General features: G+C 40.0%; 14 protein-coding genes. 3 read left to right on the top strand and 11 right to left on the bottom strand.

The genetic code is table 11. The features are described 5' to 3' along the window. Positions 1–15: 15 nt before the first annotated feature. On the bottom strand, positions 16–657 hold the full coding sequence (locus DK428_RS01205; RefSeq protein ID WP_005700394.1) for a cytochrome c biogenesis protein CcdA: 642 nt from the start codon (positions 655–657) through the stop codon (positions 16–18). 3 nt (positions 658–660) lie between these two features. Then, positions 661–1,731, bottom strand: coding sequence for a peptide-methionine (R)-S-oxide reductase MsrB (msrB, locus tag DK428_RS01200; RefSeq protein WP_109063691.1), 1,071 nt, complete (start codon positions 1,729–1,731; stop codon positions 661–663). Positions 1,732–1,948: 217 nt separating this feature from the next. On the opposite strand from msrB, the gene can reads away from it, so the two are divergent. Together can and DK428_RS01190 are read left to right on the top strand one after the other, a co-directional pair. Then, a complete protein-coding gene (gene can / locus DK428_RS01195; RefSeq protein ID WP_109063690.1) occupies positions 1,949–2,641 on the top strand; it encodes a carbonate dehydratase in 693 nt (230 codons plus the stop codon). Positions 2,642–2,751: 110 nt separating this feature from the next. Continuing rightward, positions 2,752–3,402 (top strand): IS1595 family transposase, encoded by a 651-nt coding sequence (locus DK428_RS01190; RefSeq protein WP_109092115.1) that lies wholly within the window; start codon positions 2,752–2,754, stop codon positions 3,400–3,402. A gap of 174 nt (positions 3,403–3,576) precedes the next feature. Here the strand turns inward: DK428_RS01190 and DK428_RS11565 are convergent, their stop codons facing one another. The 9 genes from DK428_RS11565 to DK428_RS01150 form a co-directional block, all read right to left on the bottom strand. After that, positions 3,577–5,619: a TonB-dependent receptor domain-containing protein gene (locus DK428_RS11565; RefSeq protein ID WP_109090002.1), complete on the bottom strand. Its 2,043-nt coding sequence runs from the start codon at positions 5,617–5,619 to the stop codon at positions 3,577–3,579. Positions 5,620–5,720: 101 nt separating this feature from the next. Further along, entirely contained in the window at positions 5,721–6,830 is a 1,110-nt protein-coding gene (locus tag DK428_RS11560; protein ID WP_157952194.1) for a TonB-dependent receptor plug domain-containing protein, read from the bottom strand. 303 nt (positions 6,831–7,133) lie between these two features. Next, a complete protein-coding gene (locus DK428_RS01180; protein WP_109064128.1) occupies positions 7,134–8,576 on the bottom strand; it encodes a surface lipoprotein assembly modifier in 1,443 nt (480 codons plus the stop codon). 87 nt (positions 8,577–8,663) lie between these two features. After that, on the bottom strand, positions 8,664–9,509 hold the full coding sequence (locus tag DK428_RS01175; RefSeq protein WP_109064127.1) for a Slam-dependent surface lipoprotein: 846 nt from the start codon (positions 9,507–9,509) through the stop codon (positions 8,664–8,666). Positions 9,510–9,636: 127 nt separating this feature from the next. Next, positions 9,637–12,780 (bottom strand): TonB-dependent receptor domain-containing protein, encoded by a 3,144-nt coding sequence (locus DK428_RS01170; RefSeq protein ID WP_239493772.1) that lies wholly within the window; start codon positions 12,778–12,780, stop codon positions 9,637–9,639. A gap of 268 nt (positions 12,781–13,048) precedes the next feature. Next, entirely contained in the window at positions 13,049–13,636 is a 588-nt protein-coding gene (dolP, locus tag DK428_RS01165) for a division/outer membrane stress-associated lipid-binding lipoprotein (RefSeq protein WP_109064126.1), read from the bottom strand. 64 nt (positions 13,637–13,700) lie between these two features. Continuing rightward, positions 13,701–14,285: a D-sedoheptulose-7-phosphate isomerase gene (locus DK428_RS01160; RefSeq protein WP_109064125.1), complete on the bottom strand. Its 585-nt coding sequence runs from the start codon at positions 14,283–14,285 to the stop codon at positions 13,701–13,703. A gap of 5 nt (positions 14,286–14,290) precedes the next feature. After that, complete coding sequence (locus tag DK428_RS01155; RefSeq protein ID WP_109064124.1) at positions 14,291–14,650, bottom strand: YraN family protein; 360 nt, start codon at positions 14,648–14,650, stop codon at positions 14,291–14,293. A 9-nt stretch (positions 14,651–14,659) separates the two neighbouring features. Then, entirely contained in the window at positions 14,660–16,378 is a 1,719-nt protein-coding gene (locus DK428_RS01150; protein WP_109064123.1) for a penicillin-binding protein activator, read from the bottom strand. Positions 16,379–16,455: 77 nt separating this feature from the next. On the opposite strand from DK428_RS01150, the gene rsmI reads away from it, so the two are divergent. Beyond that, complete coding sequence (rsmI, locus tag DK428_RS01145; protein ID WP_109064122.1) at positions 16,456–17,304, top strand: 16S rRNA (cytidine(1402)-2'-O)-methyltransferase; 849 nt, start codon at positions 16,456–16,458, stop codon at positions 17,302–17,304. Positions 17,305–17,433 lie beyond the last annotated feature (129 nt).

The raw sequence follows: 17,433 nt of genomic DNA, 5'->3' as shown, positions 1-17,433 counted from the left end.
AGTTGATATTTCCTTTTATTGTAAATTATTGGTGATGAGTAAAATGCCCATGACGATAATGAGTAAACCACCGATAATTTTGAATTTGCCTAAGTGTTTGTTGAGCGCTTTGGTGCGTTTTAGTAGCTCTTGTGAGAATAAAGAGAAGAGCACGAACGGCGTTGCCAAACCTAATACATAAACCAACATCATAGAAGCGCCATAGAGGGCAGAACCTTCGTCTCCGGACAATGCCAGTACGGATGCTAAAATCGGTCCAATACAAGGTGTCCAGCCAAGACTAAATGTCAATCCGAGGAAAAAGGCTTCAAAGGAGGCACTTTTACCTTCGGTTTTCACTTCTACCACTTTGGTTCTTTCTAAGAAATTCAACTTGATAATGCCTAATTGGTGAATCCCTAAAATAATGACGATAATGCCGGCAATGATTCTGACGTTATCATTAAAGAACAAATTGCCTAGAAAACCGAAGCTAAATCCAAGGCTCACAAAGGTTAAGGATAAGCCAGCAATGAACAAAAAAGTATTCAGAATTTTTCTGCCACCTTTCGCCAAAATGCCAAAATAAATAGGAATAATGGGGAAGATACAAGGTGACAAAAAGGAGGCAAGACCTGCAAGGAAAACTGTGCCAATCAATAACTGCTGATCAAACATCCTTTACTCCTTTACTGCATTGCTCAGATAGCCATAGTTTTCTTTTGCCATGTCTTCCAATGGAATGAATTTGATGGAGGCGCTGTTAATGCAATAGCGTAAACCGCCTTTATCTTTCGGGCCATCGTCAAATACATGACCTAAATGGGCTTTTCCGCTACGGCTAATGACTTCCGTTCTGAGCATATTAAAGCTGTGATCTTCCTGATAAGTCACTACCTCTTTTGCAATCGGTTTAGTGAAACTTGGCCAACCGCAACCGGACTCAAATTTATCTTTAGAGGAGAACAGCGGTTCGCCGGTGGTTATATCCACATAAATACCCGGTTTGAAGTTATCCCAATATTCATTGCTGAAAGAATGTTCGGTATTTTTGTTTTGCGTCACGCTATATTGTAACGGTGTTAATTTTGCTTTGAGTTCCGCATCGCTTGGTTTTGGGTAATCTTTCTCATCAATGATGACGTTATTGGCTTGTTCCAAATCGATGTGGCAATAGCCGTTTGGATTTTTCTTTAAATAATCCTGATGGTAATCCTCCGCCAAGACATAATTGCGTAACGGTTCCACTTCAATTTGAATTTTATTTTTGTATTTTTCTTGCAGTGCGGCAATTTCTTTGTCTATCAGTGCCTTATCCGCCGTATCCTGATAATAAATACCGGTACGATATTGTCTGCCGCGATCGTTGCCTTGTTTGTTTACACTGGTCGGATCAATAACTTGAAAATAATATTTCAGTAACTTATCTAACGAAATTTTATTGCGGTCATACGTCACCTTTACCGTTTCCGCATGATCCGTAATGCTAATCATTTGGTAACTGGTCGCATTGTTTTTGCCGTTGGCATAGCCGGATACGGCATCTTCTACGCCGTAAATGCGCTCCATATAAGCTTCAATACCCCAGAAACAGCCACCGGCCAAATAAATTTCGTGAATATCTTTTGTTGCTTCGGACATGTTGTTTTTCTCCATGGTTGATTGAATGCGATTTTCTGCCATAACCCTTGTCGGGATTGCCGCACAGGATAAAAGTGCGGTCAAAATCAAGACTAATTTTGATTTCTTCATGATAACTCCTTCATAATCTTAGAATAATGGAACGCCGACTTCTTTATGTTTATTAGACGCAGTTGATTCATATTTCTTACAAAAATTTTTTCATGAACTTAACTATAACGATTAAAGCATGAATAGAAAGAAGAGGTAATTATAAAAAGAAATTTTATCGAAAAAACAATTGGGCTATACTGAGCACCTTTTGATTTTTGTAGGAAAAGGATTAGCGATGAAAAGAATCGAAGCGCTGTTTGCCAACAATTACAAGTGGGCAATGCAAATGAAAGAGGAAAATTCCACTTACTTTCAGGAACTGGCAGAGCATCAACAGCCACATTATTTATGGATCGGTTGCTCGGATAGTCGCGTGCCGGCAGAAAAGTTGACGAATTTAGGGCCGGGGGAATTATTTGTCCATCGTAATGTGGCTAATCAGGTGATTCACACGGATTTTAACTGCTTATCCGTAGTGCAATATGCTGTGGATGTATTGAATATTGAACATATTATTATTTGTGGCCATACCAACTGTGGCGGTATTCACGCCGCCATGAGCGATAATGATTTAGGCTTAATTAATAACTGGTTATTGCATATTCGGGATATTTGGTTCAAACACAGCCACTTACTTGGTAACCTTTCGCCGGAACGCCGTGCCGATATGTTGACTAAGTTAAATGTGGCGGAGCAGGTATATAATTTAGGGCGCACCTCCATTGTGAAAAACGCATGGAAAAACGGTAAAAAATTATCGCTGCACGGTTGGGTTTATGATGTAAACGACGGATTCCTGGTCGATCAAGGGGTTGCCGCTACCAGTCGGGAATCCTTAGAAATTTCTTACCGCAATGCGATTTCCCGCCTGTTAAAACTAAATGAAGAGGAAATGCTGAAAAAATCACATAAGCAGGAAGATGAATAGAAAACTTCTTTTGTTATTTGGACGTCCTTTCATGCCCCGAAAAATGTGGAAAAAAATTAGGGGCTGTACTAGATAACGACTAAATCTTTCATTTAGATTAGAATGCTTAAATGAGAAAAAGTCGCTTAAGTCAGCATAAACAAAATAAACTCATTGAACTGTTTGTCGCAGGTGTTACGGCTAGAACAGCAAGTGAGTTGGTAAATGTAAACAAAAATACAGCCGCTTATTACTTTCACCGATTACGTTTACTCATTTATCAAACAAGCCTGCATTTGGAAATGTTTGAAGGAGAAATTGAAGCCGATGAAAGCTATTTCGGCGGTATTCGCAAAGGTAAGCGTGGTCGTGGCGCAGCAGGCAAAGTCGCGGTATTCGGACTTCTCAAGAGAAATGGTAAAGTTTATACCGTAGTTGTACCAAATGCTCAATCAGCAACACTATTGCCAATTATTCGTGAGAAAGTTAAGCCTGACAGCATTGTTTACACTGACACTTACCGTAGTTATGATGTGCTTGATGTCAGCGAATTTAGTCATTTCCGCATCAATCACAGTACGCATTTTGCTGAAAATCATAACCATATAAACGGAATTGAGAATTTTTGGAACCAAGCAAAACGTCATTTGCACAAGTTTAATGGCATTCCCAAAGCGCATTTTGAGCTGTATTTGAAGGAATGCAAATGGCGCCTTAACAATAGTGAAATAAAATCTCAAATTTCCATTCTAAAACAATTGGTTAAAGAGATTCTGGTCTAGTTATCTAGTACAGCCCCAAAAATTATTCATAAATCACTTGCGTGATTTATTCCACCCCTCGCATTTGCAAAGCCAGCGTTTAAAAAACGTTGTTTTTTATGACCGCACTTTGATCTAGTCTCAAAAGCAGAAAACAGATCAAAGTGCGGTTACATTTTTGGGAGTTTTAATTTATTAAAAACTAGCCGTTAACCCTAACTTAATGGTTCTACCCGGTGCAGGCATGGAGGAACGAGCAAGCGGATCCAAATAATAACGGTCGGTTAAGTTTGTGCCGACAATTTCTAAGGACAGGTTGCTATTCACTTTGTAATTGATATACGCATCAAATACGGATACCGGTTGCCAACGCACTTCATTACTACCATACTCATAAAATCCTGCTTTACGTAATGAGCGCATATAACTGTTTTTTACTCTGCTGTGATATTGCCAACGGGCACCGATTTCCAGTTTTTCATCAAAGAAACGCATACCGAAATTTGCCGTAATAGAATATTTCGGTGCAATAGTATTCTTCAAAAAACCATTTTTGTTACCCCCGTTGACACAAGTTGGGTGAGTTCTAAAACTGCGGGTATCCGGATCAACAGTAAACACACCATAATCCATTACCGCACTGTAACGATCACAGAATTTATTTTTAATGTTATATACCACACCAAGATCGGCAAAAATACGCCCAAAATCATAGCGGGTTTGTAATTCAAGTCCGGATAAAATGCGTTTATCAAATTGGGAAATGGTATAGTCCGAAGAGCGATCAAAAATATTGCGGGTCACATTATGGAAATAATTTAATTTTACATCAGCGGCACGCAATCTTGGGAAGATGCCACGCAAATCATGCACATAACCTATCTCCCAGTTTTTGCTATGTTCGGGTTTGTGTCGATATATTGGTCTCACAGTCACATTAGAGTAACCAATAGTATCTTCATAGATACTTGGCATCCGTTTAACTTCATCATAACGTACATAAACACGGCTGTTGGGTGTGATAAAGATAGTTGCACCAAAAGAAGGCGCCCATGCATGATCTTTGCGTTCAGCTTTAAGCATTTCTTGATACTCTTCTTCAGAAATGGCCTCTTGGTCAAGCTCGGTGACTCCCGGTAGTGAATAATAATATACGTCTTTACCACTTATTTCGGAGATAACCTTTCGATTTAACATTTCAGAACTGATTCGTCCGTCATAATACGGTAATTTCTCAATAGGTAACCCTTCTCTTCCGGGTTCCCGTCGCCAATCAATAATTACATCCTTGACTCTAATTTCATTATCTTCCGTTCTCGTCATTAAATCATATCTGGCTTGTTCTTCTTCAGAAAGATTGTAGTAGGCCTCCCAATGTTCATCAACGTTAAGTATCCCGCCACCGTTAGGATCTTCAATCATCTCAGGAATAGAAGTAAAAAAGTCTCTTTCTGCTTTTGTAGCAAGACGTCCCATCGTGAAACGCTTACCTTGACTAAGTCTAATATTTTTTCTATCCGTATTGGCTGTTTGCATACTTAGTGTATTATCTTTAGATTTATAATGTGTATAACGGGCACCAGCAGATAATAACAACCAATCGGTAGCCTGATAATCAAACCTAAAACCAGCGTTGAATTCATTGCGGTTACCGTAACGACGTCCATTATACTCTGAGGAAAAATTGGAAACTTCACGGTAACCTGAATCAGGATTATTAGTTAAATATTTATAATCATCCCAGATTGGAAATATGCTAGTGGAATCCAACGTTTCTCGTTTATAGTTAGTCATTATAGTCAAATTAAGTTTAGGAGTAATAGTTAGACGATTACTAAAATTAATTCCCCAGTGTTTATCTTTAGAAAATTGTGCTTGCGCCGGTACCGTATTAAAAATACCATTGATATTAGGCACGGTCTGTTTAATTTGTTTTTTTAACTCAGGAACCACATCTTTTAATTTATTTATAATTTCAGTACGACGAGCTTCCATTTTAGATATAAATTCGGCTTCAGACATTTGTCCATTTAAGTATCTTTCATTTTCTTCTTTGTTTAATATATTATTTGTATAAGGATTTTCACGCCATTCCGCAAATGAAGAGCGGGTTAATGCACCTTCATATTCTGTATTTGCTTTATGCCATTGCCCCCAAGCCATATCAAAAGCGGTGTCACCAAATAATACATCTCCCGGCGAGCCGTTAGAGGTATTCGTCACACCTTTATTAAACACTGCCCAAGCACCAACCTTTAAGTTAATCCAACGGTTATCTTCCGGATTATATTCGTAATCAAAATTTACCGCTTTTTGTTTTACTTCCGATAATGGCCATTCTAATACTGTCCCAAGAGATTTCTTTGTTTTCCCAAACGTGAGGGCATAATTTCCCCGTAGTTAATTTCACTTTGTCGATAACCCAAATTAAATTTTTGTGTCGGGGTAGGCTTAATTGAGGTCTTAAACAAATAGGATTTAGTTTCAATGGAAGTATTCGGCATTTCATCTCCGGGCTTATATATAGCACCGATAATTGGAATATATGGGTCATCTAACTTATCAAGATTCATTTTTTCAACATCTTTCCAAGTAACATATCTACCATATTTCTCCGCCCCTTTTTTACCAGAGAAATAATTACCTTTATTGCGGTAAGCGTAAGCTGCCAAAAAATCAAATTTGTCTTCTTTCACCGCTGCTGCAAAACGATAGGCATTGTCGTTAAAAAAGTGATTACGCCCATGAGAACGTGGAGGTAAACCTTCATTATCACGGAAATATATAGCATAATCGCCCAGTTGAACCTCACCAGCATTTGGTAAAGTGCGATAGTCCACGCCTATTGGGAAGGGGTGAGGGCGGCGTTTAATGGAATTATTGGCGGTTTCTGTTTTAAGTTCAAAGCCAAATTTTTCGCCCGGTTTTACAATATCATCAACTTCTAACGTTTTCATTTTCACCGCACCGCCGGTTCCATTGTGCAAATCCGATGTTAACGCAGGCCCTTTTTCTACACTAATGCTGCTAATTAAAAACGGGTCAATATAGTTACGATTCTGTATTCCCGCAAATCCCCGCCAAACGGTAATTGATTGCTCCGTGCCATCGATAATAACCGGAATCCTTCCTTGTCCCGAAACGCCGCGAATATTCGGATCTAAGGCGCCACTATTACGGGTATCACCACTATATACGCCATTAATCCCATTAAATAATTCCCCCACGGAATGCCCTTTATAAATTTCAATTTCTTTTTTGCTTTTATATTCAGTGACTTGATCTTTAAGAAACACCTCATCTTTGCCTTGTTGCGCTTTTTGTTCCGCTTGACCGCTGACAACAATGGTGTCTAATTTTTCCGTGGTTTGTTCTTCGGCGTAAAGTGATTGGTGAACCAACAATGCGATCGGGCAGATGAGTAGTGATAATTTGCTTTTAGTCGCCATATATTCCTCTATCATATTAATAATGATTATTATTTGCGTGATTGGAGGTATAATTACGCGAGTTGGTGATAAGTTCAATAAACTTTATTAAGAAATTGCCAAATTGTGATTTAGCTCACGGTTTGGCTGGGTGGCGGAATCTCTACGAAACATTTCAAAAAAATCGACCGCACTTTGATCGGAAGAACCAAAGTGCGGTCGATTTTTTTTAGATGGTTTTATCCTCAAAGAAAGAGGAAAATGTCCATATAGAGTACATTCTTAAATTAATATTAATTTAACAAATTAATCACCTTATAAGGTTTAGAAAAACTTCTCAAGTTTGAAGTAGGTTTCATTTTTGTTATAGGAATATAACCAATCCACATTACTACGAACTTTTGTGTGTTTATAATTAACACTTGGTACAAAACCCCAGAATTCCCAGTGTGGAATCTTTAAGGAGATATTGTAAATTTGTTCATTATCCTTACGCTTTGCATTAAGCAAAGAATCATAACCACGATAGTGGGTTTGGCGTAAATTGGCAGATACATTGAGATCTACGCCCATATCACTGCTTAAATCAGTACCGATATAAACTCCATAGCGTTGATATTTGTTTGCGTCTAATGCTGTGCCGCCTTTGCGTGAATAATTTACTCCACCAAATAAAGTGACCTTATTACTAAGTGCAAATACTTGTGTTCCAAACAATGAAAAGAGTTGCCCATCGTAATGGTTAAATTTCTTGTCTTTATAACGCTCATTTTTATACTCTAGAGTCACCATAGAATACAGCCGTTCTAAGTTATTGAAAGCATATTCTAAACGAGCTCCTTTTCGCGTGAGATATAAATGATTACCATAATGAACACTTTCAAACACGGGTAATAAGCTTAAGTTGTGATGTCGATCACGGTAGCCGTAGCCCAGACCAAGTGAGAAATTATGCTCGGTATCAGTAGAGTTATTACGATAAATATCACCGTATCCGGACGCTTTGAAACTTAAACCGTGATGACCAATGAGATTGTGATATTTGTCCAACGTCGCTTCATATTTTAAACTCGCGGCAGAGCGCATTGGCTGCGCTTCACGGGTGTACTGATATTCAAAACCAAACAGCGGATCAGAAACGGTTAATTCAACTTTTTTACGGGAAGTCTGATTGAGGTTGCGTGTATAGCCAAAACCTAATGCAAAAGAACCATGCCAAATTTCACGGTTATCCAACTCTGCTTGATAGGTTTTTACTTTTTCCATCACATTCGGATTATCAGGCAAGTCGATTTCGGCAAATAAGCGACGAGAGTTTTTCAATTGATAATCGGCAAAATAAAGACGTGCTAAATCCAGCTTACCACGTGAAAAGTGCGGTTCGTTTTCCACGAGTTTTTTATACTTGTCGATGGCTTGCGTCCAGCGATTCTGATTGAGATCGATATTGGCTTCGGCGAATAAGATCATCCCTTCTTCTGCCTGTGGTTGAATACGGTAGAATTCTAGCAGTTGCTGAATTACCTGCGTATCCTTGTTATTAATCGATGTAAGCAACGCGAGTGTTAGATCTGCAAAGGTATTAATTTCAAATTGTTCTTCTTGTTGTTGCCCGCTGAAGAAATTATCGTCGTTAACAATTTGTTGCTCCTGTTGCTGGCGCTGTAACTCTGCCTGTTGACGCAATTTCACATCCGTATCAACCTCCGCAGCCCACAAGACACTGTTGATACTCAAACCCAATAATAATGCTAATTGATAACGCATAATCTCTCCGTAATGTATAAATTAAAAGCCCTTTCCACCGACAGATGAAAAGGGCTAATTCGAGTCACTATTCATAAATAGCTATCCTTATTTTTTCGTACCGCCAAAGGCTGTGTTGTATTGGTTATGTGCACCAAAGTCCGCAATACCGGCTAAAGCGGCAGCTTGGTTGCCGTAAAAGTGACCTTTTGAGATACCGTTCACGCTATTATTGGCTTTTGCCGTACCATTAAATGACGCGTCAGCATTGATTTTGGAGTTCACTATAACGGATAAGTCGGTTCTGGTAATCGTGCCGTTCAAAGTCTTAGCACCAAAATCAGCTTTCATTTCACCTTTCAACACGGCAGTGTTCGGATCACGATGTTTGTTGATACCGACCACAGTGTAAGTGGCTTGTCCGGATTTTGGTAATTGTGCGGCAGTTGTAGGGTTAGAACCTGCATAGTAGACTGTGTATTTAGAGGATTGTGCAGCTGCATTTTTACTATTACGTGGTACATCTTCCCAGTCACCGAACCAAACATCTTGATTGCCTACTTGTTTGAAGGACATTCTGCCGAGATCTCGGTGTTCAGGAACGCCAGGTATTAAAGCAATAACTTTAGAAAAATTATACATACGAGCTACATAGACTTGATTACTGTCCTTGGTGATTACATCTTTAGAAGCAAACCATTTTCCATTCATGGAAGAAATCTTATTAAATGTTTGAACTTTATTATTTACACCTTTAAGACCCGTTTGTGCAATATTAATCCCTGCTTTATTATCTGTCGTACCAATTTCTACATGCTTTATCGCTTGATTGTATTTCCCATTATTTTGTGGATCGGCATTTGAACGACTTACTCCACCTATAGTTGCAGCACCTGCAGCTCCAATCATAGAGAATACAGCAACAGCAATTGTAGTTTTAGTTAAAATACTCATAGACTATTCCTTTTATAAAATTGATTAAAAACGAACTACTACCTTTTGTCGCATAACATCTTATTAACGACAGATTAACTATAGACTAAAGGCTTATTTAATACAAATGATAATTCTTATCATTTAATTAAAAGCTTGCCGTTAATCCTAATTTAATGGTTCTACCCGGTGCCGGCATAGAGGAGCGAGCCATTGGGTCGAGATAATAGCGGTCAGTAATATTGCTACCGACCAACTCGACAGATAAATTGTCGTTAAACGCATAGCTTGCATAGGCATCTACCACAAAAACTGGGTGCCAACGACGTTCATTACCCAGCTCGCTAAAACCGGCTTCTTTTAAGGAGCGTAAACGGGATTCTTTTACATTGGAGTGATACTGTAGACGGGTGCCGATTTGCAAACGCTCATCAAAGAACCGTAAACCTAAGTTACCCGTAATAGAATATTTCGGAGCGATAGTATTTTTTAAAAAGCCGCCATAATTGCCACCATTGACACAAGTTGGATAAGCCGGTGAATCGTTAACGATAATCTCACTATTACTACCTGTTTCAATTAATGCTGTTGCCGCATCACAGAATTTATTTTTAATATTATAGGTCAATGCAAGATCGGCGAAGAAACGCCCTTGATCATAACGGGCTTGCAGTTCAACGCCGGATAAGGTGCGTTTATCAAACTGTGTGATGCGATAGAAAATATCGCGGTCATACACATTACGGGTCACATTATGGAAATAATTCAACTTAATATCTGCGCGTCGTGAACTTGGGAGGAATCCGTGTAAATCATGAATATAACCGACTTCAATATTTTTGCTGTGTTCCGGCTTACGCTCTGTGAGTAGGAAGAGTTCCATACTGGCATAACCCGAAGTATCTTCATAGATACTCGGCATCCGTTTCACTTCATCATATCGCACATAGAATCGGGTATTTTCCGTTGGGAAAACGGTGATACCAAAAGATGGCGCCCAAGCATGAGCGGTACGTTCGGCTTTTTTCAGGCGTGCCCATTCTTCTGCCGTAACTGTTCTAATTACTCTACGTAACGAGTCGTCAATCTTATAAACCGGCACATCAGTTTCTTCTGTAATAAGATTTGTTCCGGTTTGAGTTAATTTGTCGTTATATTGATAAGCACGTCCATCATAGTAGGGATAATTTCTTAAAGAATAGCGTCCGAATTCATCAGGTTGCCACGCAATGGGATCTTGTAAGATATATCCGCTACTTGCATACTCCATTTTTCGATAAAACTCTTTATCTTCCAATGTTGTACTTGCCGGTAATTTACCTTGCCCTTGATCATCATAAATCATTGTCGTTTGGAGTTGATAATATTTATCCAACTCTTCCTGCGTAGCAAGACGTTCAACCTTAATCTGATACTCTCTGATCCGCGTATCTTCCCGATTAGCGTTCCGCAAACGATACTGCAATCCTTTATCCACTGATTTATAGTGGGTATAACGTGCACCGGCAGAAAGTAGTAGCCAATCTAACGGTTGATAATCAAATTTAAAACCGGTGTTAAATTCATTACGCTTTCCCCAGCGATTGGCATCGGCATTATCCGCAATACTATTTAATGCCATGTCATAAGGTTTTCTGCCTAGTAAATGGCGATAATCTTCCCAGAGTTTAAAGACATTATAAGAATGCAGATTTTCTCGTTTATAATTTGCCATCACAGTCAAAGATAGTTTAGGTGTAAGTTCAAATTTATTGCTAGCATTTATCCCCCAGTGTTTATCTGTGGTCCACTGTGCTTGTGCCGGCATAGTATTAAGTAGCCCGTCGATATTTGGTGTCGTCAATTTAATCTTACTGAAAGCTTCGTCCGCTTGACGTTTTAGTTGAACGAGATACTGAGCAAACTGTTCTTCGGTCATGCCATAATCTGCCGCAGAGCCATACATTGATGCTTGAATATATTCACTACGAGCCTTCCCATATTCTTCGTTAAAGATCGGATCTTGAAACAAAATATCACCGGGTGAGCCATATCCCGTATTAGTACGGGCTTTATTTTCTACATAATAGGCATTGGCATTAAAATTGATCCACTTATTATTCTCAGGATTAAAATCATATCCAAGACTAAACGCTTTTTGTTTTACCTCCGCTTCCGGCCATTCTAAAATCGTTCCGGCATGCTCTAATATTGGCTCTAAACGAGAAGGCATAATTTCGCCATAGACAATATTAGATTGGCGAAAACCCGTGCTGATTTTTTGATTATGCGGTAATTTAATGCTACCTTTTAATAAAGTAGATTTGGTTTCCATAGAGGTATTTGGAATTTCTGTTGCCGGAGGGTAAATAAACCCAATCCAAGGAACAAAAGGATCTTGTAACTGATTAGCATAACCACTATCACTAGTTATTTGATCTATTTCCTTTTTAGTTAAATTCGCTCCATATTTATCCGCCCCCTTTCTACCGGCAAAATAATTGCCTTTACTTCGATAAGCATAGGCGGCAAGAAACTCATAGTTATCTTCTTTTACTGCACCGGCAATCCGATATGCCTTGTCTTTGAAGAATTTGTTGCGACCATGCGTTCTCGGTTTATAACGCTCATCACCTGGGCGAAAATACATTGCCCATTCACCTAATTGGGTTTTGCCGTAATCAGGTAATGTACGGGAATCAACCCCAACCTCATAAGGATGAGGGCGCTTATTTACCGAATTATTGGCGGTTTCTGCTTTAAATTCAAAACCGAATTTTTGTCCCGGTTTAACAATGTCGCTCGGTTCCAATGTGGTCATTCTGATGGTTCCGCCCACGCCGTTACTTAGATCTCTCCCTAAGGCAGGCCCTTTTTCTGCACTAATACTGCTGATTAAAAAGGGATCAATATAGTTACGATTTTGCACCCCGGCATAACCTCGCCAAACCGTAACTTCCTGCTCGGTGTTATCGGTAATCACGGGAATTCTGCCTTGCCCCTGAATACCACGAATATTCGGCGTTAACGCCCCGGCATTACGGGCATCACTGCTATACACACCATTAATTCCGTTAAACAATTCCCCCACGGAATGCCCTTTATAAGTTTCAATTTCTTTTTTGCTTTTATATTCAGTGACTTGATCTTTAAGAAACACCTCATCTTTGCCTTGTTGCGCTTTTTGTTCCGCTTGACCGCTGACAACAATGGTGTCTAATTTTTCCGTGGTTTGTTCTTCGGCGTAAAGTGATTGGTGAACCAACAATGCGATCGGGCAGATGAGTAGTGATAATTTGCTTTTAGTCGCCATATATTCCTCCATGATATTAATAATGGTTATTATTTGCATAATTGACGATATCATTACGCTAGTTGGCGATAAGTTCAATAAACTTTATTAAGAAATTGCCAAATTGTGATTTGGCTCACAGTTTGGCTGGGTGGCGGAGTCTCTACGAAACATTTCAAAAAAAACGACCGTGCTTTGCTTGGAAGAACCAAAGTGCGGTCGTTTTTTAGAACGTTTTTATAAGAAAGGGCGGATATATTGATCCGCCCTTATGTTTAAGCTGATGTGATTAGTTCAAATAATTGAACACTTTGATTACTTTCGTTACGCCGGCCACGTTACGCGCGATTTCTGCAGCGGCATTGCCTTGGTCTTGGGTGACATTTCCCATTAAGAACACTTCATTATTTTCAGTGACGACTTTTACATCGCTGGTTTTTACTTTGGAGTCTAATAACATTTTGGATTTAATTTGGCTGGTGATCCAACTGTCTTTGCTGATTTGAGCAAAATCGACTTTTGGTCCGACGCGTACTTCATTGTAAACATCGTTCACATTTTGTACACCTTTGGCTAAGCTACTCGCCACTTCACGCAAATTCTCATTTGGTACTTGACCGGTTAATAAAATGCGACCGCTGTAAGACGTGACGCTAATGCGGGCTTCAGATTTGATTTGTTGATCTTTTTTGATGGCAGAATTTACTTTGGATTCCAAGGTTTCATCATCAAGTTGGGTTCCCATTGAACGTGGGTCGGTGGCGACTTTGGTGGCGCCTGCAACGGCAGCACCACCGATAGCGGCTGCAACGCAACCTTGCAGTAACATGGCACTACCTAATACGAACACAAGTTTCTTGAATGGGCTTGTTAACATAGTCATCTCCTTTATGTTTGACAATCGGGCGCTAGTGTGGCTTGGATTGTTTGTTTTTGTCAAGTTATGAATGCGAAAATAATTGAAAATCAATGAGTTCGCAAATGCTATTAATGATAAACAAGTGATTTTCCAGTAGTCGACTTTCCTTAGCACTCGGCACGGCAATGTGTAAATCCTTTTCCGCCAAAATACCTTGAATATGATCGTTACTGTTACCCGTTAAGACAATGACATTAATCTCTTTGTTCACCGCATGGGTGATGATATTTAATACATTATTTTCATTGCCTAACGGCGCAAGTGCCACCAGCATATCGCCTTTTTGAGCAAGGGCATTAAATTGGTGTTGATATAACTTTTCCGGGCAGTTGTCAGAAATGAAGGTGGAACCGACCGCACTATCTAAGCTCAACAATACGGAAGGAAAGCTGGGACGTTTTAATTCGTAGCGATTTAATAAATTCGCGACTAAACATTGAGCATTAATATAAGAACGTCCGTCTCCACAGACAATCACTTTATTGCCTTGTAATAGACAGCTAATCATGCGTTGTGCTGCTTCGACAATTTGTGCGCTTAACAGGCTTTTGGCGTAAATATGAGTTTTGATATTTTCCTCATATAAGTCATTGAGTTTATTTAGCATAGTGATTAATCAAGAAAATTAGGAAACCATTGAATATCTTGTTCCGTTTTGCCGAAAGCGATTAAATCGAAACGGCAATCCGTATCTTCTAAACTTTGTTCCCGCTGTGCCAACCAAAGGGCGGCTGCATCCAGCCAACGTTGTTGTTTTTTCCAATCCACACTTTCGACGGCGGAACCGAAATGATCATTTTTACGCTGGCGGACTTCCACAAACACAATGGTGCCTTGATCCAACATAATCAGATCCAGTTCACCACATTTGAAAGTTTGATTGGCTGCGATAAAAGTTAAGCCTTGAGATTCTAAAAAGAGGCGAGCTTTGTGTTCAAATCTCGCCCCTTGTTGACGTTTTAGAGAGAACATGAGTTCAACTTAGTTTAATACCTGAATGCCACCATTTTGGTATTGGAACCAAGTCATATCACGTTCGATGTTGCAGTTCGGGCCTGCGCTTAATTTACCGGTTAAACCGTCAATTTGATAACCGGGCACTTGGCGCAGTTCATTGAAGTGATTGATTAACAACCAAGCGTCGGCACCCATGGCGTATAAACGCATTAAAGAGTAGTCGCTGTTAGTATTGGTTGAGATTTTTTGATATTGCGCGGAATCCGTGTCTTTGAAGAACGGGATGTCACTAAATTGCAAGCCGTTCATTAACAAGCGGTATTCCGGCCCGTTGTTGGATGAGTTGCTACGGGAGCTGGCATACAATTTAACGTTATTGCCGCTATTATCAATGACGGATTTTACATCGGCCAATTCTTCACTTTTTGCCACAATGTAAAGGCCTTGTACATTCTGACCTTGCAATGCTACGCCCACATCACCGGCTTGGTGGTAATATTTAATGTTAGCGTCGGTACCGGCAAGTTGTTGCCAACGAATGTTAAATGCGGTGGCGGTGCGTTGACCTAAGTCACCTTGCGGAACTGCAACCATCGGATCGCGGATGCCGTCTTTCCACATTTTGTTCGCCGCTGATTCCGCTTCATCTTCAGGAGATAAACCGTAGTAGCAAACTTGACCGATAGCACGGGCATTTGGTGTGGAATTTAAGGCGAGTACATCAATGCCTTGAATTGCGGACGGATTGCTTAATACGTTGTCAACGTTTTGTTTCAATAATGGACCGATAAGCGCGCGAACCCCTGCTTGTTTGGCTTGTTCGATAATCTCATTCACCGGGGTGGTGACAGTGTCGTAAACCTGAACTTGAATGGAGGTGTTATCACCTTTGGCCGCATCGAAACCGGATTTGATGGTGTTACCCAAAATCTGACCGTTGCCGCTTAATGGTAAAAGTAATGCCACTTGAGAAAGGGATGTTTGTTGGAAATTAAATAAGCCTTGTAATTCGGTTGGGAACAGGTAGGCTGCAGAGTGATTCGGATAAGACGATTTCCAATTTTGTAATGCTTGGCTTAATTGTGCCGGTTGATTTAAGTTGTCGTTATAGGCGCGGGATAATGCCAACCAACCTGCTAACGCCAAATTACCTTCATCCGATGTATTGTTTAACAAACCACGATTTGCACGACGTAATAACGCCCAAGTGCGGTCGTTATTTTCTTGTTTTCGTTGTACGTCGGTGAGTACTTGATCCATTTGAATGCGAGCTTTTACGGCATCAATAATCGCATTTTTATTTTCTGCTACACGGGCTTGAACGGCATAATAACGACCTACTTGGGAAGCGCTTAATTGGGTTAAATTAATGGAGCGCAATAAATTTTCCGCTTCTTGGTTTTTCCCTTTCACTGCCGCAATGTGCGCATCAATAAGGGATTTATCTAATAATTGCTCCGGATTTAATTCAGTTAATTCATTTAATAAGGACTGGGCTTGTGCCACTTTATTTTCGGAGACTAATACGCGGGCGGCTAAAAGTTTATAGGTTTGTTGGTCTTCAATATTTTGTGTTTGCCCAATTTTATTCATATAAAATTCAGAACTGGCGTACGCGTCTTTTTTTAGTTCATCGGTGAAACTACTACCAAAAAAGTTGGTAGTACAGCCGGCTAAAAACAGCGTGAATAAAAAAGGCATTAATCGATTTTTTAAATTAATGCGTTGTAATAGAATAGACATAATTACTCCATTGGTTGAAACAATAGGAGCGATCTTACTTATCTCCCTAACTAAAATCAAATAAAAAGAAATCGTAAATGAGCAATTCAAACGGAATTTTATATATCGTCGCAACGCCTATCGGCAATTTGCTGGACATTACCCAACGGGCATTGGAGACCTTTCAGCAAGTTGATCTCATTGCCGCAGAAGACACCCGTCACAGCGGTTTATTATTAAGTCATTACGGCATTAAAAAACCGTTTTTTGCCTTGCATGATCATAATGAACAGCAAAAAGCCGGCGCGTTGGTAGAAAAACTCTTACAAGGCGTCAATATTGCGTTGATTTCCGATGCCGGTACGCCATTAATCAGCGATCCCGGATTTCATGTGGTGCGTCAATGTCGTCAGGCAGGAATTCAGGTTGTGCCGTTGCCGGGGGCCTGTGCGGCGATTACGGCATTATGCGCTTCCGGCATAGCTTCCGATCGTTTTTGTTTTGAAGGGTTCTTGTCGGCAAAAAGTAAAGCCCGCTTAGATAGATTAAAAAACGTGGCAAAAGAAGACCGCACTTTGATTTTCTATGAATCTACCCATCGTATTTTAGATAGCCTTGCGGATATGCAAACTGTGTTTGGCGCTGAGCGTTATGTGGTGCTGGCGCGTGAAATTACCAAAACATGGGAAACGATCCATGGCGACAAATTAGCCGATTTAATCGCTTGGTTGGCACAAGATCCGAATCGTACTAAAGGAGAAATGGTCGTTATTGTTGAAGGCGATACAAAAGAAGACAACAGCGAAGAAATCTCCCCGCAAGCGGTAAAAGCCCTTGAATTGATTAGTCAAGAATTGCCATTGAAGAAAGCGGCGGCCATTGTAGCGGAGCTTTACGGCTATAAGAAAAATCAGTTGTATCAGTTCGGATTGGAGTTTTTGAGTTAAAAGTGCGGTCGGTTTTCAACGTGTTTTTTATCTCGGAAATCGCTAAATGCTATTTTCGCTTTCTTCCATATAAATAAGGCGAGAGGAAAATCTCTCGCCCATATATAAAAGGTGTAGGAAGGTTAAATT

This window comes from Aggregatibacter kilianii, from assembly GCF_003130255.1.
Lineage (GTDB): Bacteria > Pseudomonadota > Gammaproteobacteria > Enterobacterales > Pasteurellaceae > Aggregatibacter > Aggregatibacter kilianii.
This window is presented reverse-complemented; position numbering and strand designations above follow the sequence as displayed.